At 69.4% G+C, this 24,040-nt stretch carries 24 protein-coding genes and 1 tRNA gene; 7 read left to right on the top strand and 18 right to left on the bottom strand.

The features are described 5' to 3' along the window. Positions 1–21: 21 nt before the first annotated feature. Together BJY22_RS03530 and BJY22_RS03525 are read right to left on the bottom strand one after the other, a co-directional pair. On the bottom strand, positions 22–1,062 hold the full coding sequence (locus BJY22_RS03530) for an Abi family protein (protein ID WP_202890977.1): 1,041 nt from the start codon (positions 1,060–1,062) through the stop codon (positions 22–24). Between the two features lie 232 nt (positions 1,063–1,294). Next, positions 1,295–2,107 carry an MmyB family transcriptional regulator gene (locus BJY22_RS03525; protein WP_167203728.1) on the bottom strand — a complete coding sequence of 271 codons (813 nt, stop codon included), beginning with the start codon at positions 2,105–2,107 and terminating at the stop codon, positions 1,295–1,297. A 102-nt stretch (positions 2,108–2,209) separates the two neighbouring features. On the opposite strand from BJY22_RS03525, the gene BJY22_RS03520 reads away from it, so the two are divergent. Both BJY22_RS03520 and BJY22_RS03515 read left to right on the top strand, forming a co-directional pair. Beyond that, positions 2,210–2,956: an SDR family oxidoreductase gene (locus BJY22_RS03520; protein WP_167203727.1), complete on the top strand. Its 747-nt coding sequence runs from the start codon at positions 2,210–2,212 to the stop codon at positions 2,954–2,956. Between the two features lie 34 nt (positions 2,957–2,990). Next, positions 2,991–4,040, top strand: coding sequence for a hypothetical protein (locus tag BJY22_RS03515; protein ID WP_202890976.1), 1,050 nt, complete (start codon positions 2,991–2,993; stop codon positions 4,038–4,040). On the opposite strand, the gene BJY22_RS03510 is transcribed toward BJY22_RS03515, so the two are convergent. Together BJY22_RS03510 and BJY22_RS03505 are read right to left on the bottom strand one after the other, a co-directional pair. Next, a complete protein-coding gene (locus BJY22_RS03510) occupies positions 3,989–4,864 on the bottom strand; it encodes an NAD(+)/NADH kinase (RefSeq protein WP_167203726.1) in 876 nt (291 codons plus the stop codon). The genes BJY22_RS03515 and BJY22_RS03510 overlap by 52 nt on opposite strands. 34 nt (positions 4,865–4,898) lie before the next feature. Further along, positions 4,899–5,897, bottom strand: a complete 999-nt coding sequence (locus BJY22_RS03505; RefSeq protein ID WP_167203725.1) for an SPFH domain-containing protein — start codon at positions 5,895–5,897, stop codon at positions 4,899–4,901. A 78-nt stretch (positions 5,898–5,975) separates the two neighbouring features. On the opposite strand from BJY22_RS03505, the gene BJY22_RS03500 reads away from it, so the two are divergent. Then, on the top strand, positions 5,976–6,662 hold the full coding sequence (locus BJY22_RS03500; RefSeq protein WP_167203724.1) for an NUDIX hydrolase: 687 nt from the start codon (positions 5,976–5,978) through the stop codon (positions 6,660–6,662). On the opposite strand, the gene BJY22_RS03495 is transcribed toward BJY22_RS03500, so the two are convergent. Further along, a complete protein-coding gene (locus BJY22_RS03495) occupies positions 6,659–7,549 on the bottom strand; it encodes a carbohydrate kinase family protein (protein ID WP_337758123.1) in 891 nt (296 codons plus the stop codon). The two genes, BJY22_RS03500 and BJY22_RS03495, sit on opposite strands and share 4 nt — an antisense overlap. A gap of 88 nt (positions 7,550–7,637) precedes the next feature. Here BJY22_RS03495 and BJY22_RS03490 point away from each other — a divergent pair, with 88 nt between their 5' ends. Continuing rightward, positions 7,638–8,906: an alpha/beta hydrolase family protein gene (locus tag BJY22_RS03490; protein WP_167203722.1), complete on the top strand. Its 1,269-nt coding sequence runs from the start codon at positions 7,638–7,640 to the stop codon at positions 8,904–8,906. Here the strand turns inward: BJY22_RS03490 and BJY22_RS03485 are convergent. From BJY22_RS03485 to BJY22_RS03445, 9 genes are all read right to left on the bottom strand, one after another. Continuing rightward, a complete protein-coding gene (locus BJY22_RS03485) occupies positions 8,896–9,525 on the bottom strand; it encodes a CoA transferase subunit B (RefSeq protein ID WP_167203721.1) in 630 nt (209 codons plus the stop codon). The two genes, BJY22_RS03490 and BJY22_RS03485, sit on opposite strands and share 11 nt — an antisense overlap. A 1-nt stretch (position 9,526) precedes the next feature. Next, a complete protein-coding gene (locus BJY22_RS03480; RefSeq protein WP_167203720.1) occupies positions 9,527–10,315 on the bottom strand; it encodes a CoA transferase subunit A in 789 nt (262 codons plus the stop codon). Between the two features lie 122 nt (positions 10,316–10,437). Continuing rightward, complete coding sequence (locus BJY22_RS03475; RefSeq protein WP_167203719.1) at positions 10,438–11,370, bottom strand: tetratricopeptide repeat protein; 933 nt, start codon at positions 11,368–11,370, stop codon at positions 10,438–10,440. A 52-nt stretch (positions 11,371–11,422) separates the two neighbouring features. Then, positions 11,423–12,121 (bottom strand): carbohydrate-binding family 9-like protein, encoded by a 699-nt coding sequence (locus BJY22_RS03470; protein WP_167203718.1) that lies wholly within the window; start codon positions 12,119–12,121, stop codon positions 11,423–11,425. Further along, on the bottom strand, positions 12,114–12,593 hold the full coding sequence (locus BJY22_RS03465; RefSeq protein WP_167203717.1) for a MotA/TolQ/ExbB proton channel family protein: 480 nt from the start codon (positions 12,591–12,593) through the stop codon (positions 12,114–12,116). The genes BJY22_RS03470 and BJY22_RS03465 overlap by 8 nt, the downstream gene beginning before the upstream one ends. Before the next feature lie 9 nt (positions 12,594–12,602). Further along, positions 12,603–13,232, bottom strand: coding sequence for a lipoyl(octanoyl) transferase LipB (gene lipB, locus BJY22_RS03460; protein ID WP_167203716.1), 630 nt, complete (start codon positions 13,230–13,232; stop codon positions 12,603–12,605). A gap of 4 nt (positions 13,233–13,236) precedes the next feature. Further along, the gene (locus BJY22_RS03455) at positions 13,237–14,598 is read right to left on the bottom strand and encodes a DnaJ domain-containing protein (protein WP_167203715.1); all 1,362 of its coding nucleotides are present in this window, start codon (positions 14,596–14,598) and stop codon (positions 13,237–13,239) included. 67 nt (positions 14,599–14,665) lie between these two features. Then, positions 14,666–14,742: transfer RNA gene (locus BJY22_RS03450), tRNA-Pro, on the bottom strand. A 24-nt stretch (positions 14,743–14,766) separates the two neighbouring features. After that, on the bottom strand, positions 14,767–15,711 hold the full coding sequence (locus tag BJY22_RS03445; protein WP_167203714.1) for a metallophosphoesterase: 945 nt from the start codon (positions 15,709–15,711) through the stop codon (positions 14,767–14,769). 26 nt (positions 15,712–15,737) lie between these two features. Here BJY22_RS03445 and BJY22_RS03440 point away from each other — a divergent pair, with 26 nt between their 5' ends. Then, a complete protein-coding gene (locus tag BJY22_RS03440) occupies positions 15,738–16,205 on the top strand; it encodes a GatB/YqeY domain-containing protein (RefSeq protein WP_167203713.1) in 468 nt (155 codons plus the stop codon). Between the two features lie 46 nt (positions 16,206–16,251). On the opposite strand, the gene BJY22_RS03435 is transcribed toward BJY22_RS03440, so the two are convergent. The 4 genes from BJY22_RS03435 to bagA all read right to left on the bottom strand — a co-directional run bounded on the left by BJY22_RS03435 (position 16,252) and on the right by bagA (position 23,319). After that, the gene (locus BJY22_RS03435; RefSeq protein ID WP_337758122.1) at positions 16,252–18,597 is read right to left on the bottom strand and encodes a penicillin-binding protein; all 2,346 of its coding nucleotides are present in this window, start codon (positions 18,595–18,597) and stop codon (positions 16,252–16,254) included. Positions 18,598–18,802: 205 nt separating this feature from the next. Further along, positions 18,803–21,154, bottom strand: a complete 2,352-nt coding sequence (gene lon / locus BJY22_RS03430) for an endopeptidase La (protein WP_167203711.1) — start codon at positions 21,152–21,154, stop codon at positions 18,803–18,805. 96 nt (positions 21,155–21,250) lie between these two features. Continuing rightward, entirely contained in the window at positions 21,251–22,372 is a 1,122-nt protein-coding gene (gene bagB / locus BJY22_RS03425) for an ArsA family ATPase (protein ID WP_167203710.1), read from the bottom strand. Further along, on the bottom strand, positions 22,369–23,319 hold the full coding sequence (gene bagA, locus BJY22_RS03420; RefSeq protein WP_167203709.1) for an ATPase BagA: 951 nt from the start codon (positions 23,317–23,319) through the stop codon (positions 22,369–22,371). Before bagA ends, bagB begins: the two co-directional genes overlap by 4 nt. A 50-nt stretch (positions 23,320–23,369) precedes the next feature. Between bagA and BJY22_RS03415 the strand changes: the two genes are divergently transcribed. Both BJY22_RS03415 and BJY22_RS03410 read left to right on the top strand, forming a co-directional pair. Beyond that, positions 23,370–23,531, top strand: a complete 162-nt coding sequence (locus BJY22_RS03415) for a Sp36 family protein (RefSeq protein WP_165553378.1) — start codon at positions 23,370–23,372, stop codon at positions 23,529–23,531. Continuing rightward, positions 23,528–23,989: a RidA family protein gene (locus BJY22_RS03410; RefSeq protein WP_167203708.1), complete on the top strand. Its 462-nt coding sequence runs from the start codon at positions 23,528–23,530 to the stop codon at positions 23,987–23,989. Before BJY22_RS03415 ends, BJY22_RS03410 begins: the two co-directional genes overlap by 4 nt. The last annotated feature ends 51 nt before the right edge of the window (positions 23,990–24,040 follow it).

The raw sequence follows: 24,040 nt of genomic DNA, 5'->3' as shown, positions 1-24,040 counted from the left end.
CGGGGTGTGGATGCGGATCGGTCACGCCTTCGGCGCGGCAGTCTTCTTGGCCGGCTTCGCCGGCGCGCGAAGTGTGCTGAGGTCTGTATCTACTAGGCGAACAGACCCTGGCACGCGGAGCACGAACTTCACCGCACGGGACAGGAGCGAATGCTCAGGCATGCCACAGCGTGCCGGTGCTCTGCCAGTCCTTGAGGCGCCCATGTGGCTGATCGGAACGGCCTGTACGGACGGGAAGCCCTTCAGCACGGCTGGCAGGAGCGTCTTCCGCCCCAGCTGGAGCCGGTCGAGGAGGAACTGGATCATAGTCAGCTGACCGAAGGTCCGGGACCAGTCCGTCGCAACGGCGTCAAGGTCGGGATGACGTCCCACTTTTGGCAGCTTCGGCGAGATCGTGTGGACGCGGTTGAACAGCCGGCCGTGGTGGGCGCAGGTGTTGCGCACGAGGTTGAGCGCCTTCAGCCAGCTCGTCAGCTGCGGTGCGCTCAGCCCGCACGCGTCGGCGACCCGGTCCTGGACACCGCGGGGCGCGAAGCCGTAGAGGTACGTCAGGCCTCCCCAGTCGAGGATCTCGACCGCCGCCCAGACCGGCAGGCGACCGCCGTACTTCCCGAGGTGGTGAGAGACGAAGTCCTCGCGCGACTGTTGCAGCTCGAACTCGTACGCTTCGACCCATCGGTCGTAGCGCTTGCCCGTCGCGGTGGGCCCGAGCTTGCCGGGGTCGAGGTGCGCGCACGGGTCGACGCGTCCCAGCTCGTGCCCGAGCAGCGCACGAACCGCCAGCTCGATGGGCGCGAGCACTGTGAAGGTCGCGGCGCGGAGTTGGGCGTCGAAATCGTAGAGCGCGACGACGTCGCTCAGTTTGGTCCCGGGGAAGAAGCTGTCCTGGCGTCCCGCCTTGGCCAGCTTCCGGAACGGGTACCAGTAGCCGCTGAGGCGGTAGTAGTTGACTCGACGCAGCACAGCGACGGCCTCGTCGTGGTTCCCGATGTCCATCCCGCGCCCTGCGAGCAGGCGAACCTGATCGTCGTAGGACTTGTAGTCCTTGACCGCTCCGTCCAAGTACGCCGTCCAGAAAGAATGAGGACCGGCCCTGGACCTGCAGAAGCAGGCGGAACCGGTCTTGGTGACACCATAATAGCCAGCGTAGGAACTCGCTGCAATTGCTCACTCATGAGACCTCCATGCGCGCGGACCGATCCACGGCGCGCCGAGTCCTTCCGCAGGATCAGCTCCAGCTAGGTGAGCCGAACTGCCAAGTGATCAATGGACCCCACCAGAGGACCAACCTGGCTTAACCGCGGCTGGTGGAGGCTCGGTTGGTGAGCCAGGTTGTGGTGGGTTGGTCGGCGGGGGTGTAGGTGATGACGTGTTGGCCGTCGTCGGTGGGGAGTTGGAGGGGTTCGAGGGTGAAGGTGAGGCGGCCGGCGGTGGGGTGGTTGAGGGTTTTGGGGCAGGCTGAGCGGTTCTGGACGTTCTGGGAGGTCCAGAAGCGGTCGAAGTCGGGGCTGGCGGTGCGGAGTTCGTCGACCAGGGCTGCCAGTTCGGTGTCGTCGGCGTACTCGGCCGAGGCCTTCCTGAGCAGGGCGACCGCGTCTTCCGCCACGGTCTGCCAGTCGGCGTAGTACTCACGGGCCTCGGGGTCCAGGAAGTACAGCCGCGCCAGGTTCCGAGGGGCTGAGCCTTCGAAGTCGGCGACGACCTCCAGCGCGGCGGCGTTCCACGCGAGCACGTTGCTCAGTCGGTCGACCACGATCGCGGGCAGGTCGTGCATCGCGTCGATCATCGCCTGCAGTTGCGGCCGTACGGCGGTCTTCGGCGGTACGGGCGGCGCCGAGCAGGCCAGCCGCCGCAGATGATCGCGCTCGGCCTGGTCCAGCCGGAGTGCGTCCGCGACCGCCGTCAGTACAGTCGTCGACGGATTGCCGGCGCGGCCCTGCTCCAGGCGGATGTAGTAGTCGACGCTGACGTTCGCGAGTAGCGCGACCTCCTCCCGGCGCAGACCGGAGACGCGCCGGTCCCGGCCGGAGCGCAGCCCGACGTCCTCGGGCCGCACCCGAGCCCGTCGGGTCTGCAGGAACTCTCCCAGTTGCGGTCGCGCACTCACCCCACCAGTATCCCCACGCGCCCCAGCGCACTGGGTGGTACTGCCAGACCTACGGTCGAAGCGGATCTTCTGAGGTCAGGCGCTCCGGGCGAGGGTGAAGTCATGAGTACTTCACGCATCGCACTCGTCACCGGCGCCGCCAGCGGAATCGGTGCCGCCATCGCCACTCGTCTCGCCGCCGACGGCGCGTCCGTCGCGCTGCTCGCCCGGCGGCGCGACCGCCTCGAGAAGGTCGCCGCCCAGATCGCCGAGGCGGGCGGTACGGCGCTCGTCGTACCGGCCGATGTCACCTCGGAGCAGTCCGTGGCCGAGGCCGCCGTACTCGTGCAGGACACCTTCGGCGACCTCGACCTGCTGGTGAACAACGCCGGCGTCATGCACGTGGTCCCGTTCGCGGACGGCCCGGCGGACGCGTGGCGCAGTACCGTCGACATCAACCTGACCGGCGTCATCAACGTCACGCACGCGTTCCTCCCGGCACTGCGCCGATCGGCCGCGACCCGGACGACCGACCTGATCAACGTGTCGTCCCTGGCCGGCGAGCGCATCAATCCCGGGATGGCGGCGTACGGCGCCTCGAAAGCAGCCGTCAGCCACCTGACGCGAACGCTGCGTGCCGAGCTGGCCGGCGAGGGGATCCGCGTCACCGACCTGGAGCCCGGCATGATCGACGGCACCGAACTCGCCGACGGCTTCCCGCCCGAGCTGCAGACCATGGTGGACGACCTCCGCACCACCCTCCCCGCCGTCCCGGTCCGCGAGGTCGCCGAGCTGATCGCGTACGTCGTCGGCCGCCCCCGCGACGTCAACCTCCCACACCTGATCATCCAGCCGTCGAAGGAGGTCTAGCGGTTGTTCATCATCGCTTCGTAAGGTCGCGCGCATGATCACGACTCGACGTACGCTGCTGAAGGCTGGAGTTCTCGGGGCCGGACTCGCCGCGACGCCGGGGCTGTCACTGGCCGCCCGGCCGCGGCGGACTCGGGTGCTGTTGGCAACCAATGAGCCGTGGGGGACGTACCACGCGCAGCCGCTGCTCGCCGAGGCCGCGCGGCGCGGCTGGGAGCTGGTCCAGGTCGTCCCGGATCTGACTCAGATCAAGCCAGCGGACCCGGTCAGAGTCGCGACGCTGAACGACGTACCGCCTGCCGATCTGCTGGTCGTGAACGGTGCTTCGGACTGGCCGGCGGACGTGGCTGCGGCACTTCATCGACTGCCGTTGGCGGCCAGCTCACTGGCGTACTTGAAGCCGGTCGAAGCGCCGCGGGCGAAGGAATTCCGGTCGCGGCTGGAGCTCGTCACGGCGGCGTCACCGGCCGAGTCTGACGTGTTCGCGGCCTACCTCGGCTGGAAGCACCGGGTGCGGATGGTGGGGTCGGCGCAGACCGACAACCTGCCGGCCTACGCGCCGCAGACGGATCGGGTACTGGTGCTGACAAGCGTCACCCACCCGGATCAGACCGGCAACGCCGCGCCGGGTACCCAGCTGCTGCTCGACGCGGCCGCGAAGCTGGAGGCCGCTGGCAAGCACATCGTGGTCGGCCTGCACCCGCGCGAGGACCGGACGCTCTGGGACCAGTACGAGATCAGCACGGTCGGATCGGTACCGGAGTCGGCGACCGTGGAGTGCGCGGTCGGGATCCCGGGGACGGTCTTCCCGGTCGTCGCGGCCGTCGGCGTACCGCTGGTCGGCTGCGTGGATCCGAAGCTGCAGGTGCCGGACTACATCCTGAGCGTCTGCTCGTCGACCATCGACGCGCCCGAGCAGGCCGTCGACGCGATCGAGAACGCCGAGCCGGCCAGTCGGGGAGCGGTCTTCAACGCGGTCGGTCCGATCGGCGGGTCGGCGCGACGGCTGTACTCCGCCTGGCACGCCACGATTCAGGCCACCAGGCACAACGTGACCTCGGCGACGCCGACCTCGACGCGCTGACCCCAGCTGACGCTCAAGGTGTCGGACTCCATCCCGTCGCCGAACACGACCAGGTCGGACTCGGCCGTGATCGTCAGCGAATCCGGTGCCTTGAGCAACCCTTCGGTGTTGTCGGTGCCGGTCGCCGGCGACGGCCAGGCCTCACGCACGAACCAGCACAGCACCGGATCGGTCGGCGTTGGCAGGGCCAACGGACTGCGCCGCTCCTGCCACGCCGAACGGCACCAGCCGGTGGACCCGGTCCCGGTGCCGACCAGGATCCCGGACGAGGACTGCCGTTCGGGCAGGCCGTCGGGCGAACTGAGCCGGTAGCGCGCAGACTGATGCGTGCGGTGGCCGATGTACACCTCGTTCAGGGCAAGGAGTTGCTGGCCGTCATCGGTGCTCGCGGCAACCATCGTCCGCTCGGTGACGGTCCGCGTCGTCAGCAGGCCGGCGATCGCGGCGGGTTCGTGCGGGACGAGTACGCCGGGGTTGCGGGACGGCTCGGGATTGATGCCGATCACCGGCTGGCCGTCCAGGTACTTCGCCACGTTCGCCACCAATCCGTCCTGACCGACCGCGATCACCACGTCCTCCGGCCCGAACCCGAACCGGTCGAGGTCGTTGCGCTCGGCAACCGCGCGGCGCCAGTCCAGCGGGATCGCCGCGGACACCGTCGCGAGCGCGTCTTGCTGGGCCTGGTGCCGCGCGTCGAGCTCGGCCAGGTCCCGCCCGCGGCCGGCCAGGAAGAACCCGGCCTGCTGCCTGGTGCCATGCCGAGCGATCAGCTCGGTCAGCTCGGTCGCGCGGTGCACGATGACCGCCCGGGGCGGGAGGCTCATGCCGAGCCTCCCGCGGTCCGGCGTCGCGCGCCGTTCACGACTGCTCCCCGGCCGTCAGCTTGGTGAGGAGCGGGGTCAGCAGGTCCGGCGTCAGGTTCAGCGTGCCGATCTCCGGCAGGGCGCCCTGCTTGATCGCCATGGCGAGGATCGTGCCCTGGTCCAGTTCGGCGTACGCGTCCAGCAGCGCCTTCTCGGCGGCGGCCTCGGCTGCACCCACGACACGCTTGGCGTCGGCTTCCGCCTCGGCCATGGCGCGCTGCCGGCTGGCGGCGGCCTGCGTCTCGATCTGACCGGCGGCCGCGGCCTCGGTCGCCCGCATGCGTTCGTTCTGACCGCGCTGGTTGACCAGTTGCTCCTCGCGGCGGGCGAGCTCGATCTGGTTCTGCAGCTCGTTCTCCGCGATCGAACGCTCCCGCTCGACGGCCATTGCCCGCCGCTCGTACGTCGCCTTGTCCGCCGCCTGCTGCACCATCTCCCGCGTGGGAGTCTGCAACGCCTTCTCAACGTCTCGCTCGGCCCGTACGGCGACCACGCGGACGTCCTCGACGCCGATGCCGATACCGGTCAGTCGCTGGTCCTCGCGCAGTCCGGTGCCCACCGCCTGGCGTAGCGCGGTCATGCCCTCGGACAGCGCCTCGGTCAGGGTCATCCGGGCGAGCAGGTCGAGCGCGGTCTGCTGCGCCAGCTCTGTCAGCAGCCCGCCGAGCTGCTCGAGCGGGGTCGCCCGCCAGAGCCCGGTGTCCGGGTCGATGCCGAAATCCAGCCGGGTGGACGCCAGAGCGGGGTCGGTCACCCGGTAGGTGACAGTCGCCTGGACGGCGACGTCCTGGAAGTCCTGCGTGCGGCCGTGGAACAGCAGCGGCTGCTCGCGGTCGTCGATCGGGATCTCGCTCAGCGACGAGTTCAGCGCCCGGAACCAGAACGCCTGGCCGGCGCCGTCGTGCGCGACCTTGCCGTTGCGCAGGTGCCGCACGTGGGTGGTCGGGTTGGCCCGCAGGTGGCTGATGAAGCGGAACCGGGTGATGTCTGCCATCTCTTCGTTCTCCTTGTCGTCACTATGACGATAAGAGGTCGGATGGCTTTTCGTCAAGGTGGCGATTAGAGTGTGGTCATGGACTACGAGCCGCTCGGTCTGGCGACCGACCTGGTCATCCTGACCGTCCGCGACGGCCGCCTCCAGGTGTTGCTGATCCGCCGCGGCATCCCGCCGTACCAGGGTCGCTGGGCGCTCCCCGGCGGGTTCGTCCGGCCGGACGAGGATCTGGAGACGACGGCCCGCCGCGAGCTCGCGGAGGAGACCGGGCTGTCCGCGGAACGCATCCACCTCGAACAGGTCGCGACGTACGGCGCCCCGGACCGCGACCCGCGCGGCCGGGTGGTCAGCGTGGCGTACCTCGCCCTGGTCCCTGACCTCCCCGCCCCAACCGCCGGCTCGGACGCCGCGTCAGCAGGCTGGGTCGACGTCACCGACGTACTGGAGGACTCCGGGCGGCTGGCGTTCGACCACCACCGGATCCTCACCGACGCCGTCGAACGCGCCCGCGCCAAGCTCGAGTACTCACCCCTTGCGACAGCGTTCTGCCCGCCCGAGTTCACGATCTCCGAGCTCCGCGGCGTCTACGAAGCGGTCTGGGGCATCCCCCTCGACCCCCGCAACTTCCACCGCAAAGTCACCAAGACCCCCGACTTCGTAGCCCCGGTCGGCACCACCACAACCCGAGACGGCGGCCGCCCCGCCCAACTCTTCCACCGAGGCACCGCCACCACCCTCCACCCCCCAATGACCCGCGGTACCTAGAGCTGACGGGTGCGGAGGGCTAGTTCTTCGGCGGTTATGAGGTTGGTGTGGGTGCCGGGGGAGCCGCAGGCCCAGGAGGCGGCTACGGTGGCGGCGGTTGCGGCGTCGTGCCAGGGGGCTCCGTCGAGGTAGCGGGCCAGGAAGGCGGCGACGTAGGCGTCGCCGGCGCCGTTGGTGTCGACGACGGGGCGGTCGGGGAAGGTGATCGCCGGGAAGTGCTGCGCCGGGCGGCCGCGGACGTGCAGGTAGCTGCCGTCGGCGCCGGCCATCGCGACCACGACGTCGGCACGGCCGTTGGCGAGGATCCAGTCGACGCCGTCGGGCGGCAGCGCGCTGGTCGAGACGAAGACGATGTCCGACGCGGTCGCGAAGTCCTTGTGGTGCTCGTTGCGGCCGTCCCAGTCGTGCAGGTCGGTGGAGATCGAGCGGTCCGCGGCGATCGCGTCGCCGAGGGCGTCGCGGGCGAAGTCCATGATCGACACGTGCACGTGCTCGGCGCTCCGGATGGCCGGGCGCCACAGGTTCGGATCGACGCGGAGACCGGCCGGGTGCCGCCCGTCGTACAGCGAGAGCCGCCGGCCGTCCGGGGCGACCAGGTTGACCGATCGGCGGGTGCCGCTCGGGTGCAGGACGACCCGCAGCGGGATGCCGAGTTCGTCGTACGTACGGCGGATGCGTCTGCCCTCGGAATCGTCGCCGATCACGTCCACCAGCCCGGCGTTCAGCCCGAGCAGGTGGCACCCGAGCGCGACGCCGTGGCCGGTGTGCGCGAGGTACGTCTCGATCGGGTCGACCGCGACCGAGTCCAGGTTCGCCAACGGCAGGCTCGGCACCCGCACGATCGTGTCGATGCCCACTCCGCCGATCACCAGCACATCCAACTCCACGCGTCCCGTAATACCCGACTTTCGTCGGGGATCACAGGTGTCTTTCGCAAGCTGAACGCATAGTTCGCCTCCGGGCACAGTCGGTTTCATGCTCAACCGACGAATTCTTCTCACCGCCGCCGCCCTCGCCCCACTCGCCGGCTCGTCGCTGGGAGGGGCGGGCAGCGCACTCGCAGCGGGCGCCGCCCCGTCGAGCGGGCTGTCGGTGTCCGACGAGCTCGTGTCGGGCGGTGGGCGGCGTGCCGCTGTGCCGATTCGGCTGCCTCGGCCGACCGGCCCGTTCCCGGTCGGTACGACGGAACTGCACCTCGTCGACCACGACCGCGACGACCCGCATGTGCCGGGCCGCCCGCGGGAGCTGATGATCAGCATCTGGTACCCGGCCGGCCGCCCCGCCGAGCCTGCGCCGTACCTCCCGCCGCTGACCGCCGAGTTGTACGGCGAAGGCGCCGCGATCGCCCTTCAGCAGCCGGTCGGGACGATCGACTGGGTCGGCGCCAGGAGCCACGCGGGCCTGCTCGCGCCGGTCCTCCCCGGCCGTCGCCCGATCGTCCTGTTCTCACCCGGCTTCGGCGTGCCTCGCGGGCTCGCGTCGATCAGCGTCGCCGAGCTCGCCAGCCGTGGGTACGTCGTGGTGACGGTCGACCACACGTACGAGGTCGCGGGCGTCGAGTTCCCCGGTGGCCGTCTCGAAGTACAGACGCTGCCGCCGGCGCCGTACGCCCTGATCGCACGCTCCGCCCGTTTCGCCGACCTCCAGTTCGTCCTCGACAGCCTCGCCCGGCTCGCCCGCGGCGAGAACCCGGACGCGGAACAGCGCCGACTGCCGAAGGGCCTCGGCAGCCTTCTCGACCTCCGCCGCATCGGCGCGTACGGCCACTCGGCCGGCGGCCTCAGCTCGATCGACCTGCTGGTCGACGACCCCCGGGTGCGCGCCGCGATCGACATGGACGGCGAGCTCGGCTACGGGTACGACGACCCGGCCGACTGCCCGACCGTTGCCAAGGGCACGGACCGCCCGTTCCTACTGATGGGAGCCGGGGGTCCGGGACCGAACGACCACCGGACGGACCCGTCCTGGAAACTCTTCTGGAACCACTCCACAGGCTGGAAACGCGACCTGAAGCTCCCGAACGGCCGCCACTACAGCTTCGTCGACTACCAGGCCGTGATCCCGTGGTTCCAGCGGTTCTTCACCGTCCCGCCGGAGCTGATCGCGAACACGGTCGGTACGGCGGACGCGAGCAATGTACTACGCGCCCTCCGCACCTACGTCCCGGCGTTCTTCGACCAGCACCTCCGCGGCCGTCCTCACGACTGGAGCCACGCCCTGCCGGAGACCGAGTTCATTGCTTGATCGGGGCGCCGGTCTTCTCCTGGAGTTCGTCGAAGGTGACTCCTTCGGCGAGCTCGACCAGGTGCAGGCCGTCGTCGGTGACGTCCAGGACGGCGAGGTCGGTGATGATCCGGTTCACGACGCCGCGGCCGGTGTAGGGCAGGTCGCATTCGGTGAGGATCTTGTGCGAGCCGTCCTTGGCGACGTGTTCCATCAGCACGATGACCTTCTTGGCGCCGTGCACCAGGTCCATCGCGCCGCCCATGCCCTTGACCATCTTGCCGGGGATCATCCAGTTCGACAGGTCGCCGGTGGCCGAGACCTGCATCGCGCCGAGGATGGCCGCGTCGATCGCGCCGCCGCGGATCATCCCGAAGGACAGCGACGAGTCGAAGAACGACGCGCCGGGCATCGTGGTGACGGTCTCCTTGCCGGCGTTGATCAGGTCCGGGTCCTCCTCGCCCTCGACCGGATAGGGGCCGACGCCGAGGATGCCGTTCTCGGACTGCAGGACGACGGTGACGCCGTCGGGGATGTAGTTCGGGACCAGGGTCGGCAGGCCGATGCCGAGGTTCACGTACGAGCCGTCCTCGAGCTCGGCGGCGGCCCGGGCGGCCATCTGCTCACGGGTGAGGGGCATCTCAGGCCTCCAGCTTCTCGCGCTGCGCCTGGTAGGCCTCGCGCGGTTGGACCGTACGCTTCTCGATCCGCTTCTCGATGTCCTTGCCGACGGCAACCACGCGCTGCACGTAGACGCCCGGCAGGTGGATCGAGTCCGGGTCCAGTTCACCAGGCTGGACCAGCTCCTCGACCTGCGCGATCGTGATCCGGCCGGCCATCGCGGCCAGCGGGTTGAAGTTGCGCGCGCTGCGGTCGAAGACCAGGTTCCCGTGGGTGTCGCCCTTGAGTGCGTGCACCAGCCCGAAGTCGGTCGTGATCGACTCCTCCAGGACGTACGTCGTACCGCCGATCTCCCGGGTCTCCTTCGGCTCCGACGCCTTCGCGACCGACCCGTCGCCGTTGTACTTCTGCGGCAACCCGCCCTCGGCGACCTGGGTGCCGACTCCGGCCAGGGTGTAGAACGCAGCGATCCCGCAGCCGCCGGCCCGCAGCTTCTCGGCCAGCGTGCCCTGCGGGGTCAGCTCCACCTCCAGCTCACCGGACAGGAACTGCCGGGCGAACTCCTTGTTCTCCCCGACGTACGACGAGGTCATCTTCGCGATCCGCTTGTCCGCGAGCAGGATGCCGAGCCCCCATTCGTCGACGCCGCAGTTGTTCGACACCACGCTGAGCCCGGACACCCCCTTGTCGTGCAGCGCACTGATCAGCTGCATCGGGTTGCCGCACAACCCGAAACCACCGACCGCGAGGCTCGCTCCGTCCTCGATGTCAGCGACCGCTTCCCGCGGCGACCCGTACGTCTTGTCCATCAGCTGCTCCGTTGCAGTGTCGGTGGCCGATTCGCTCCCGACTCTAACCAGCCGGACCGGGTCTCGCGATGTGGGCGGCACCACAGATGTGACGGCGTACCACTGGACTGTGTGGTCAGGTGCTACGCCGAGGCCTCGGCAGCGTTGACAGCAGCCAGTTCGTGCAGCGCCTCGAAATGTGCGTCGTCCAGCTCGGGGATGGCGAGTACGGCGGACAGGTGCGCTCGCGCCGCCGGGAGGTTCCCGATACCGCGGGCAGTGCGCCCCAGACCGATCTGCGCCGCCGCGATCGTCTCCGGGAGGTCGGCGTGCTCACCGATCGACAGGGCCCGGGTGTAGTCCTCGCGCGCGTCCTCCAGCTTGCCGGCCGCGCGGTAGAGGTCGCCACGCTCGCACAGCAGCAGCGCGGTCTCCTCGGCCAGGAACAGCTCCTCGGCCAGCCGGAGCGCCTCGGTCGTGACGTCCAGCGGCTCGTCCAGAACCTGCCGGAGCGCGCTCAGGGCGAGGAACATGCCCCAGCGGTCTTCCTGCATCCGGAAACGGCCCAGCGCCGTACGCAGCGCCTGCGCGGCGTCAACGGGCGCGGCGGTGGTCAGGCCGGGGTAGCCGCGGCACAGCTCGACGGCCGCGCGCGTCCACGCGTCACCGCCCTCGTTCCGCTCCAGTACCTCTTCGACGACCGCGGCCGGTTCGAACGGTCCGAAGACGAGTGACCACAGCAGCACCGTCACGGAGTACCGGAACGGACCTGTCGCCGTCAGGACGATCTGCTGGGCCAGCTCGACCTGCTCCTGCTCGGCGGACGCGGCGCCGTGGATGACGGCGAGCAGGTACTCCTCGTCCAGCCCGACAGGGACGGTCCGGCCGAGCATGCTGAGCACCCGCTCGGCCGCCGCCGCAGCCTCGTCCTGGAGCCCGTTCGACCACCAGTACGCCGAGTAGCGCGCAACGAGCCGCAGGGCGGTCCGCAGGTCGCTCTCACACGCGCGTTCGATCGCGCTGACGACCTGGTCCGCCTCCAGACTGTGTGGTTCGCCGGAGCCCCCCAAGTTCACGTACCTCATTGTCTCCCGGTCGTGTTAACGCCATGTCACGGGGGTCGCAGGGTCAGAAACGGAGCACTCCCCACGTGGCCGGGCGGTGCATGTCCTCGATGCCCTGCGGCGACCAGACCCAGAACTCGAGCAGCTCGCCCTTCACGTAGGCGCCGTCGACCACCTCGTGCGGCCACTCGCAGCGCATCAGGTTCATCCGCCACTCGGCACCCGGGCTCGGCGGCGTCGCGCGGCCCTCGTTGTACGGCGCCAGGTCGGCCCACGGTACGGCGAGTTCGACCGACCACCCGGTGTCGGTGTCGGACGGGTCGTTGACCGTGCCGTCGACGTGGATCGCGGTCCGCAGACCGGGCAGGTTCGTCGGATCGATCGGGACGCCGCCGTCGACGTACGGCTTGGGCAGCGTGAGCTCCCAGATCGTGCCGAGCGGGTTGATCTCGAACTCGTAGTAGTTCAGCCCATCGCCGTCCGGGTCGAGGAACAGCTCGAAGTTGTTCTCGTGGAAGAGCTTGCTGTTCTTCTCGGTCATCGTGGACCACACGTGCGGCTCTTCGAGCAGGCCGCCGACGTACAGGTACTGGTCGTCGTACATCAGCTTCGCCCGGGTCCGGAACCGCGGCGTGGGGCCGTCGTGGATCGGGACGAAGTCGGTGGTCCAGGGCGCGGCCTCCCAGGCGGGGTCGGTCAGGGTGCCGTCGAGGTTCGGGGCGGTGGCGGTCCGCGGGCACTCGTAGACGGGCAGGTCAGGCATCGGCACGCTCCAGCAGTCGGGCGACGAGATCGGCGAGCAGGAAGGTGATGGCGGTCAGCGCCGGTACGGCGGCGATGATCCAGGGTGCGTCCAGGTGGCCGGTCAGGAACGCGATGACCACCGCGGTCATGAAGGCGACGCCCAGGAACGCGATCAGGCGCGGGTTCGGCATCGCCAGCCGGCTGAGCGCGAGGCCGCCGAGCACCATCGTGACGACCACGATCAGGATCAGCAGCGGCAGCCCGAGGGCACCGCAGTTCGTGGTGTCGCGGAACCGCTCACAGCCGCGCTCACTCACCCAGACCAGCGCGATGACCGCGAACCCGCACAGCAGCCCGACGACGGCCAGGATGAGCGCCGGCGGCAACGGCGGGGCGTCGTACCGCCCCGGACGGTCCTCGTCCTCGTCGGCGGCCTCCAGCACGGCTTCCAGATCGTCCGGCATCCGGTCGCCGTCCTCCTCCTGGCTCATTGCCGCAGGCTATCGGGCTCCCAGGGCGTTGGCGACGGCATCGCGCACGTCGGCCTCGGTCGGAGCCGCCGTGCCCTGCTCGGCCGCGAGTTCGGCGAGCGAGACCATCGTGACGTCGTGCAGCCCGCAGCTGGTGAACGTGTGAAACACAGTCATGTCCGGGTCGACGTTGATCGAGAACCCGTGGCTGGTCACACCGCGCCGGATCCGCATGCCGATCGAGCACAGCTTCCGGCCGTCCTCGGTCCAGACACCGACCAGGCTGCTCGCCCCCTTCGGCGTGTCCCGCCGTACCAGCGGGAACCCGAGCGAGCCGAGCGCGTCGATCAGACCGTTCTCCACCCACCGCACGATGTCGACCGGACCACGCTGGTGCAGATCGATCACCAGATAGCCGACCAGCTGACCGGGACCGTGGTACGTCGCGAACCCACCACGATCGACCGCGACAGCAGGAATCCCGGCCGCCTCCGCCGGCAGATCGTCGAGCACGGTCCGCGGACCGTACGTGATGACAGGCGGATGACTCAGCAGAAACAGCCGGTCCTCGGCGCGACCCTCGACCCGCTCCTCCACCCACCCCCGCATGTCCTTCGCCGCGACCTCGTACTCCACCTCACCGAGCTCAACCCGCTGCATACCTTCACATTAGGCCGTACGGTGCGCGGTGGAGGACGTCGTACAGGATCTGGCGGTCGACCATGTTGCCTTCTGGTTGTAGCCAGGTGAGGAGGTCGTGGGCGGCGGTTTGGGTGGACAGGCAGGTGACGGTGGAGTCGGGGCGGGTCTGGGTCGTGACGCGGCCTGTGTCCGAGCGGATGATCAGGAAGCCGTGTACGTCGACCTGTCGGAGCCGGGCGCGCCAGGACTGGACTGCGCCCTCCAGGGCGGGTGCTGGGCTGTCGAAGGGCTGGCCGTTGTGCAGGAGGCCGCCGTACGCGTCGAGTGAGTAGGTGCCGGGTGGGCCTACCAGCGAGAGGATCAGTGCGGCACGGTGGCCGTTGAGCAGGAGGTGGTCGACGACCATCGCGCCTAGCTGCGCACCGTGCACCAGCTTGGCGGCGGGTAGTGCGGCGACCACGGGGTCGAGGAGGTTGGCGGTACGCCGTTGCAGCATCACGTCGTACTGCGTGATCGGTGCGGCGAGTGTGGTGTCCACGAGGGGTTCGCCGGGGCGGCCCCAGAGGTTGAACTCGTACGCCGCCTGCCGGTCGATCGCCTTGTCCAGCGCATGCTGCTTGGACCAGCGACCGGTGAGGAACCGGACGATCACGAGTCCGGCGAGGAGCGCGATGACCAGGATCCGGGCAGGGCCGGCCCAGGCGGACTTCGCGAACAGCAGCATCAGCAGGAACAGGACTGCGGTGAGGATGCCGAGAACCTTGAACAGCCCGCCGAGCGGAATTCGTCTGCTCCAGTGCGGAGGGATCGCGACCACGATCATGCCGAGCTGGCCGACGCCGAGAACGATGTCCCAGACGTCGTGGACACCGCCGCTGATGTAGCTGCCGACGTGCAGGGCGGTCCACACCGCCAGGGTCACGAGCGCCGGGAGCCGCCAGCGGCCGAACGAAGGACGGACCTGGATCGGGCCCGCGTCGACGGGCTGCAGCGACTCCTGGGCCTCGTCGGAGTGCGGCTGCCCGGACTGCGGTTGCTGGGGCTGCGGCTGCTCCGACCACGGCTGCTGGGTCGACCAGGGCTGGTCGGTGGACCAGGTGAAGGGGTCCTCGGGCTCCGGCGCGGGGTCGGGCTCGCGGTGGGTGGTGCGGGGCGGGTCGTCGGTCGTCGTACCGGATCGGCTGTCGAGGTGACGGTCGTACGCCGCCCGCTTCGCCGGGTCGGACAGGGTGCTCCAGGCTTCCTGCACGAGGCGGAACAGCGCCGCGTTGCCGCCCTGGTCCGGATGGACCTGGCGGACCAGCTTCCGGTACGCGGACTTGATCTCCGCGGTGCTCGCCGTGCGCTCGACGTTCAGCACCTCGTAGTGGTCGGCCCCGCTCACCCCAAGCTCCTCCGAGACGCTCCGAACGCACTGAGGGTCAGTCACCGCAGTGACTGACCCTCAATGGTGGTCGGGCTGACAGGATTTGAACCTGCGACCTCTTCGTCCCGAACGAAGCGCGCTACCAAGCTGCGCCACAGCCCGAAGTCGCGAGTAGCTTACATGGGCTCAGCGCCCGGACGAAATCGGGTTTATCCGCGGCACCAGTGTGAGCAATGTCGCCTCCGGCCGGCACGCGAATCGGACCGGCGCGTACGGCGACGTACCGAGGCCGGCCGACACGTGCAGCGCCGCCTGGCGACCGTCGTACCCCCACGTGGTCAGGCCCTTCACGCGGGACGTGTCGAGGTCGCAGTTCGTCACGAGGGCGCCGTAGAACGGGACCGCCAGCTGCCCGCCGTGCGTGTGGCCCGCCAGGACCAGCGGATACCCGTCGCCGACGAACCCGTTCAGCACCCGCTGGTACGGCGCGTGCGTGACGCCGATCGACAGGTCGGCCGCCGGGTCGATCTCGCCGGCCACCTCGTCGTACCGGTCGCGCCTGATGTGCGGGTCGTCGGTGCCGGCGAAGTCCAGGCGCAGGCCGTTGACCTTGAGGCTGGACTTGGCGTTGTTCAGGTCCGTCCAGCCGGCGCCGGTGAACGCGCGGCGCATCTCCTCGAACGGCAGGTCCGGGCCGTGCGGCTTGTGCCGCTGCTTATGCGCGGGCAGCAGGTACTTGCCCGGGTTCTTGAAGTGCGGCTTCCAGTAGTCGTTGGAGCCGAACACGAACACCCCAGGCAGGTCGAGCAGATCGCCGTACGCACGGAGCAGCGGGCGGACCGAGTGCTCGCTCGCGAGATTGTCGCCGGTGTTGACGATCAGGTCTGGCTCGAGCGCGGCGAGGTCGTTGACCCAGCGGATCTTCTTCTCCTGGGCGGGCATCAGGTGCAGGTCGGACAGATGCAGCACCTTGAGCGGCGCCGTACCCTCCGGCAGCACCGGCACTGTCACCCGGCGGAGCGTGAACCAGCGCACCTCGATCCCGGCCGCGTACGCGACGCAGGCGGCGCCAACTGCCCCGACGACGGCGGTGGTTTTCAGGGTGGCACTGGCGATCCCGCGCAAACTCATTCACCCAGCCTGCCACAATCTCAGGTATGTCCAACTCCGGAATGAAACAGCGCCTGCACGACGACATGACCGCCGCCCTCAAGGCGCGCGACGAGATCCGCAAGTCGACGCTGCGGATGGCGCTCACCGCGATCACCAAGGCGGAGGTGGCCGGCAAGGAGGCCCGCGAGCTCACCGACCCCGAGATCGTCGACGTCCTCAGCTCGGAGGCGAAGAAGCGCCGCGAATCCGTCGTCGCCTACCGCGAGGCCGGCCGCGCCGAGCTGGCCGACAAGGAACAGGCAGAGGCGGACATCCTCGCCGAGTACCTCCCCGAGCAGCTCACCGAGGACGAGATCAAGGCACTGGTCACCGAAGCCATCGCCACCACCGGCGCCGCCGAACTCGGCCCGCGCGGCATCGGCAAGGTCATGGGCGCCCTGCAGCCCAAGGTCAAGGGCAAGGCCGACGGCTCAGTCGTCTCCGCCGAAGTAAAACGCCAACTCGGCGCCTGAACACACCAGAGGGCCTCGTCCGGAGCGGACGAGGCCCTCAGTGCTGTCAGCGGCCGCGGCCGCCGCAGTTGGGGTACTTGGGGTTCCAGGGTGGGCAGTTGGGGTTGAGGGTGGTGGGGGTGCCCGGGGGTTTGACCGTTTGGGTGGTGGTCGGTTTGGCGGGCTGGTTCTTCTTGCTGCCGCTGCCGTTGGAGACGTAGATCGTCACCAAGGAGCCTGCCGGGGCGCCGTCGCGCTGGCGGGGGTCGGTGTAGGCGACGGTGCCGGCGGTCTCCTCGGAGTTCACGGTGCCGGAGGCGATCGCGACCTCGAAGCCGGCCTGGCGGAGCTTGTTCGCGGCGTCCTCGGGGTTCATGCCGTTGACGAACGGGAGGTTCTTCACGTCGCCGCGCTGGGTCTTGTCCGACGGCGCCACGAACCGCGTGGTCGGGTAGCCCTGCAGGGCGGCCTTCATCGCGGCCTGCCAGATCGGCCCGGCGGTCCCGGAACCCGAGGGGTCGTTGATCGGCTTGCCGTTGAGACTCTGCCCCTGCAGCTCCTTGTACGGCGGGGACGCGTCGGCCACCGTGGCGGCAGCGGCGAGCTTGCTCGAGTAGCCGGCGTACCAGACAGCCTTGGCCTCGTTGATGGTTCCGGTCTTACCGGCGAGGTCGCTCTTGCCGAACTTGAGCTTGCCGCCGGTGCCCTTCGGCTCCATGACCTGGTGCAGGACCGCGTTCACACCGTCCGCGACCTCGGGTGCCAGCACCTGCTTGCACTGTGCGCCCGGGACGCTGACCGTCTTGCCGGCCGAGTCCTTGACCGACGTGATCAGCCACGGCGTGCAGTACATGCCGCGAGCCGCGAAGGCGGCGTACGCGTTCGCCAGTTGCAGCGGCGAGGTGTTGTCGATGCCCAGGGTCATCGACGGGACCTGCCTGAGCGGTTCCCCCGACTGGGCCTGGTTCAGCCCCAGTGCACCGGCGATCTTCGCGATCGGACACAGGCCGGTCCGCTGGGAGAGCTGCAGGAAGTAGGTGTTGGTCGACTTCTGCGCCGCCTCGATCATGGTCGGGTTCGGGACGTTGGTCGTCGAGTTCTTCGGGTCGTACTTCTCGAGGATCTTGTACGGGCCGCTGCAGGTGCTGAACGTCTGGCCTTGCAGGTGGATCGGGCTGGGCGACGCGATCTTGTAGTTGAGCGGGATGCCCTTCTGGATCGCGGCCGCGACCGTGAACGCCTTCATCGTGGAGCCGTTCTGGAAGCCGCCGTACCCGCCCGGATAGGTCTTGGGCACGTTGTAGTTGTACGACGTCTGGCCGCGTTTGTTGCCGTACCCGCGGCTCTGGGCCATCGCCTTCACGAGGCCGGTGCCGGGCTCGACGATCGTGATCGCGGCGATCGCCTGGTCGGTCGGCCGCGAGTGGGTGTCGATGGAGCGCTGGGCGGCCTGCTGGATCTTCGGGTCCAGGGACGTGCGGATCGTCAGGCCGGCGGTCTTGATGTAGTTCGAGCGTTCGGCCTTGGTCTTGCCGAAGGCCGGGTTGTTCTCGAGCTCGGAGACGATGTACTCGCAGAAGAACGGGTACGGCCCGTTGGCGCAGCCGAGTTTGATCGGGCGGACCTTGGCCGGGTCGATGACCGGCGTCTTCAGCGCCGAGTTGGCCTGCGAGACCGAGATGACGTTCAGCTCGAGCATCCGGCGGATGACCACGTCGCGGCGATCCTTGGCGCGCTTGGCGTTGTTGGTCGGGTCGTAGCCGGTCGGGTTCTTCACCAGGCCGGCCAGCATCGCGGCCTGCGGGAGCGTCAGCTGCGAGGCGTTCACCGAGAAGTAGTGCTGGGCCGCGGCCTGGATGCCCCACGCGCCGTCGCCGAAGTTGGCGAGGTTGAGGTACTTCTCCAGGATCTCGTTCTTCGAGAATTGCTTCTCGACCGCGACCGCGTACCGCAGCTCGGCGACCTTGCGCTGGTAGGTGTCGGCCGTCGCGGCCGCGACCTCCTCCGGCGTCCGTGCCTTCTCGACCAGGCTGATCTTCACGAACTGCTGGGTGATGCTCGAACCACCCTGCTGCACCGAGCCCGACGACTGGTTCTGCAGCAGCGCGCGCAGCGTGCCCTTCGCGTCCAGCGCGCCGTGCTCGTAGAACCGGTCGTCCTCGATCGCGACGATCGCCTTCTCCATGATCGGCGCGACCTGGCTGAGCTTGACCGGCACCCGGTTCTGCTCGGCGATCGTGGCGATCGGCGAACCGTCGGCGGCCAGGATCGTGCTCTTCTGTTTCAGCGGTACTTCGTCGAACTGCTGCGGCAGGTCCTGCAGCGTCTCGGAGGTCTTCTCCGTGGTGAACCCGGCGAGGCCGGCGAACGGGATGGCGAGACCGGCGGCCAAGGCCCCCGACAGCACGCTCACCCCCAGGAACATAACCACCGATTGGACGACTCCCCGGTCGCCTTTCTCCCTGACGCGCATGGTTATAGAGACTACGGGATCGGCCAGTTGGGTTACGGCGGCGAATATGAGTTCGCTCACACCGCCTGGACAAGTTCATCCGAAAGGAGGAGGGCCCGGGCAACAGCCCGGGCCCTCCAGCCAGCTGAGGCGTCGGTACGACGGATCAGGCGGCGTACTGGTGCGCGCCGACCTCGGCCGGCTCCAGCGCCAGATCCAGCACCTCGCGGACGTCGCTCACCGGGTGAACGGTCAGCTCCGCGAGCACGGACTCCGGCACGTCCTCCAGGTCCGGCTCGTTCCGCTTCGGGATCAGGATCGTGGTCAGCCCGGCCCGGTGTGCGGCGAGCAGCTTCTGCTTCACGCCACCGATCGGGAGCACCCGGCCGGTCAGCGACACCTCACCGGTCATCGCGACCTCCGAACGGACCGGCCGCCCGGACAGCAGTGACGCCAGCGCCGTCGTCATCGTCACACCCGCCGACGGTCCGTCCTTCGGGACGGCACCGGCAGGTACGTGGATGTGGGCGTTCCGCTCGGCCAGGTCGCCGACCGGCAGCCCCAGCTCCGCGCCGTGCGAGCGCAGGTACGACAGGGCGATCTGCGCCGACTCCTTCATCACGTCACCGAGCTGCCCGGTCAGCGTGACTCCGGTCGGGCCGGTCTCCTTGTCGGCCAGTGACGCCTCGACGAAGAGCACGTCACCGCCCGCACCGGTCACCGCCAGTCCGGTCGCCACACCCGGCAGCGCCGTACGCTCGACCGACTCCGGCGTGAACTTCGGCGAACCCAGGTACCCCTTCAGGTCACCCGCACCGATGGACAGCTGCCCGAGGTCCTCGCCCAGGGCGAGCTTGGCCGTCACCTTCCGCAGTACCCGGGAGATCGACCGCTCCAGCTGGCGTACGCCGGCCTCCCGCGTGTACTCACCCGCGAGCACCCGCAGCGCCGAGTCCTCCACGGTCACTTCGTCCGCCGTCAGGCCCGCCCGCTCCAGCTGACGCGGGAGCAGGTGGTCACGGGCGATCGTGACCTTCTCGTCCTCTGTGTATCCGTCCAGCTGCACCAGCTCCATCCGGTCCAGCAGCGGCACCGGGATGGAGTCCAGCACGTTCGCCGTGGCCAGGAAGACCACGTCGGACAGGTCCAGCTCGACCTCCAGGTAGTGGTCCCGGAAGGTGTGGTTCTGCGCCGGGTCGAGGACCTCCAGCAGGGCGGCGGTCGGGTCGCCCCGGTAGTCCGCGCCCACCTTGTCGATCTCGTCCAGCAGTACGACGGGGTTCATCGAACCCGCCTCCGTGATCGCCCGGACGATCCGGCCCGGCAGCGCACCGACGTACGTCCGCCGGTGACCGCGGATCTCGGCCTCGTCCCGCACGCCGCCCAGCGCGACCCGGACGAACTTCCTGCCCATCGCCCGCGCCACGGACTCGCCCAGCGAGGTCTTACCCACACCAGGCGGACCGACCAGGGCCAGTACGGCGCCACTGCGGCGACCGCCGACGACACCGAGACCACGGTCCGCGCGCCGACGGCGTACGGCCAGGTACTCCGTGATGCGCTGCTTCACGTCGTCCAGGCCGGCGTGGTCCGCGTCCAGCACGGACCGCGCCTCGCGGAGGTCGTAGCTGTCCTCGGTCCGCTCGTTCCACGGCAGCTCGAGCACGGTGTCCAGCCAGGTGCGGATCCAGCCGACCTCGGGGGACTGCTCGGCGGTCCGCTCGAGCTTGTCGACCTCGGCCAGCGCGGCCTTGCGCACGTGCTCCGGCAGGTCGGCAGCCTCGACGCGGGCCCGGTAGTCCTCTTCCTCGGACTCGGCCTTGCCGTCCAGCTCGGCCAGCTCCTTGCGGATCGCGGCCATCTGCTGGCGCAGCAGGAACTCGCGCTGCTGCTTCTCCATCCCCTCCTGGACGTCCTTCTGGATCGTCTCGGAGACCTCGAGCTCGGCCAGGTGGTCGCGGACCCAGCCGATCAGCTTCTCCAGCCGCTCGGACACGTTCGCGTTCTCGACCAGCCAGGACTTCTGCTCGTTGTTCAGGTACGACGCGTAGCCGGCCAGATCGGACAGCTCGGACGGGTCGTCCACCTGCTTCACGGAGTCGATGACCTGCCACGCGCCGCGACGCTGCAGCACCGAGGTCACCAGGGTCTTGTACTCGCGGGCCAGCTCGGCGGAGCGGTTGTCGGTGATCTCGTGCATCACCGTCGCGCCCACCCAGAGCGCGGCACCCGGACCGGTGGTCCCGGCGCCGATGCGGACCCGCTGGGTCCCACGGATCACGGCCGCCCGGTCGCCGCCCGGCAGCCTGCCGATCTGCTCGATCTCGCCGAGCGTCCCGGCCTTGGCGTATTTCCCGTCCAGCCGCGGCACCAGCAGCACCTGGTCCTGACCCGCGGCCTGCGCGGCGTCGATCGCCGCCCGGGCCTCGCTGTCGGCGAGGCGGACCGGCACGACCATCCCCGGCAGGACCACGACGTCGTCCAGCGGCAGTACAGGAAGATTCAACGTATCGGTCACGCTGTCACACCCTTTTCCAAGATTGAGTCTGACAGGCTCAACCGAGGGTGTAAGCAAGTAATTCCCGGCCCCACACAGCGTTCGCTGACGGTGAAATCAGGCCGTGAGCAGGTCGCCGATCTGGCGTAGGCCGGTCAGGTCGTGGATGTCGTCGGCCAGGGCCGGGACCTCGACGGTTCTGATCGAGCGGTGGCCGCGGCGGAAGCGGTCCGCGCGTTTGTGGTCGCCGACGACCTGCTGCATCTTGTCCGCGTGCAACCGCAGTACGGCGGCCGTCAGCGGTGACTTGTCCGCCTCCTCGAGCTTCTCGGCCGCGGCGAGTGAGCGCTCCGCCGAGAGTTCGGGGGCCTGCGTGGTGGTCACCCTGTTCAGCACGACGCCGGCCAGCGGCATCCCCTCGGCGCGCAGCCGCTCGGCGAAGTACGACGCCTCCCGCAGCGCGTCGTTCTGCGGCGCGGCCACCACGAGGAACGCCGTGTGCGGCTCCCGCAGCAGCGCGACCGTCTGCTCGGCCCGCTGCCGGAACCCGCCGAACAGCGTGTCGAAGGCGGCGACGAACGTCTGTACGTCGGTCAGCACCTGCGCGCCGAGCACCTTGTTGAGCACCGACATCGCCATGTTCACGCCGGCCGACATCAGCTTGAACGGGCCTCGCGCGGGCGCCAGCAGCAGCCGGAGGAACCGGCCCTCGAGGAGCGACGCGAGCCGCTCCGGCGCGTCCAGGAAGTCCAGCGCCGACCGCGACGGGGGAGTGTCCACCACGATCAGGTCCCAGTCGCCGGTCCGCTCGGCCTGCTTGTGCAGCTGCCCGAGCTTCTCCATCGCCATGTACTCCTGCGTGCCTGCGAACGACGACGACAGGGCTTGGTAGAACGGGTTCGCCAGGATCTGCTCGGCCTTCTCCGGCGTCGCGTGCTGCAGGACGACGTCGTCGAACGTTCGCTTCATGTCCAGCATCATCGCGTCCAGCCGCCCGCCGTTCGCGGCGTTCACCTCGGCCACGGCCCGCGGGGTGTTGTCCAGCTCGGTCAGCCCGAGCGACTGCGCCAGCCGGCGCGCTGGGTCGATCGTCAGTACGACGACCTTCCGCCCACGCTCCGCCGCTCGCAGCCCCAGCGCGGCCGCCGTCGTGGTCTTGCCCACCCCGCCCGCACCACAGGTGACGACGATCCGCGTCGCGGGGTCGTCGATCAACGCGTCCAGATCGAGCTCGGTCATGCGCGGAACTCCTCTGCCAGGTCGAGCAGGGAACCCTGGTCGATCCCGTCCGGCTGCAGCGCGAGCTCGCTCACTTTCTTGCCGAGGGCATCGATCCGGTCGCGGTTCTCGCGTTCCAGCCCGACCCGGACGGCGTGGTCGCGCGCCTCGGCCGCGAGGGTCCGCACCAACTCGTCGCCGATCGTGATCCCGGCCGCCTTCAGGCCTTTGGTCAGCTCGGCGGTGGGCAGTTTCTCCTTCACCGCCAGGGCGAGCGCGTCGTCGTCGAGCGGGCTGTTGCGGACCATGTTCACCACGATCGACCCGATCCGCAGGTCCAGCGCCTCGAGCTGCTCGACCGCGTCCAGCGTCTCCTGGACAGGCATCTCCTCGAGCAGCGTGACCAGGTGGATCCGGGTGACGTCCGAGCGCAGCATGCCCATGATCGCGTCCGCCTGGTTGCGGATCGGGCCGACCTTGGCCAGTCCGGCGACCTCGTGGTTCACGTTCAGGAACGGGGCGATCCGGCCGGTCGGCGGGGCGTCCAGGACCACGGCGTCGTACGCGAGCTTCCCGTGCGCCTTGCGCCGGGTCGCCTCGTAGACCTTGCCGGTGAGCAGTACGTCGCGCAGGCCCGGGGCGATCGTGGTGACGAAGTCGATCGCGCCGACCTTCTCGAGCGCCTTCCCGGCGCGGCCGAGGTGGTAGTACATGTCGAGGTACTCGAGCAGCGCGGCCTCGGCGTCGACGGCGAGCGCGAACACCTCACCGCCACCGGGGCCGTGCGCGATGCGGCGTTCGACGTACGGCAGCGGAGGGACGTCGAAGAGCTGGGCGAGACCCTGGCGGCCCTCGACCTCGCACAGGAGGACCCGCTGGCCCTGCTCGGCCAGCGCCAGCGCCATGGCGGCCGCGACGGTTGTCTTCCCGGTGCCCCCCTTACCGGTGACCACGTGCAGTCGCGCCATAGGTCCCAGGGTAGGACGTGTCCCGCGACACACCGTTAGAGTCCCCTGTTATGAAGAAGTTCGAGTACTTCACCGCGCCGCTGCTGGTCCACTCGACCAAGGAGATCCTGGACAACTTCGGCCAGGACGGCTGGGAGCTGGTCCAGGTCGTCCCGGGCCTCAACCCGGAGAACCTGGTCGCCTACTTCAAGCGGGAGATCGAGGACAAATGAGCCACCCCGAGGAGAAGCTCGCCGAGCTCGGCCTGAAGCTGCCCGAGGTGGCGAAGCCGGTCGCCGCGTACGTCCCGGCGCTCCGGACCGGTGACCTCGTGTACACGTCCGGTCAGCTGCCGCTGCGCGAGGGCGCGCTGATCGCCACCGGCAAGGTCGGCGACGCCGTCACGCCCGAGGTCGCCGCCGAGTGCGCCCAGCAGTGCGCTCTGAACGCGCTGGCCGCGGTCAAGGCGGAGATCGGCGACCTGGCGAACGTGAAGCGGATCGTCAAGGCGGTCGCGTTCATCGCCTCCACCCCGGAGTTCACCGGCCAGCCGCAGGTCGCGAACGGTGCCTCCGAGCTGTTCGGGCAGGTCTTCGGCGACGCGGGTCAGCACGCCCGGAGCGCCGTCGGCGTCCCGGTCCTGCCCCTCGACGCCCCCGTCGAGATCGAACTGATCGTCGAGGTCGGCTGATCCTCCGGCCGGCGTACGTCGAAGCAGCGGGCGCGGCGGCCCCGGCCGCCC

This window comes from Kribbella shirazensis (assembly GCF_011761605.1).
Classification (GTDB): Bacteria; Actinomycetota; Actinomycetes; order Propionibacteriales; family Kribbellaceae; genus Kribbella; species Kribbella shirazensis.
Note: the sequence above shows the minus strand (reverse complement) of the source record. Positions and strands in the feature narration are given on the sequence as shown.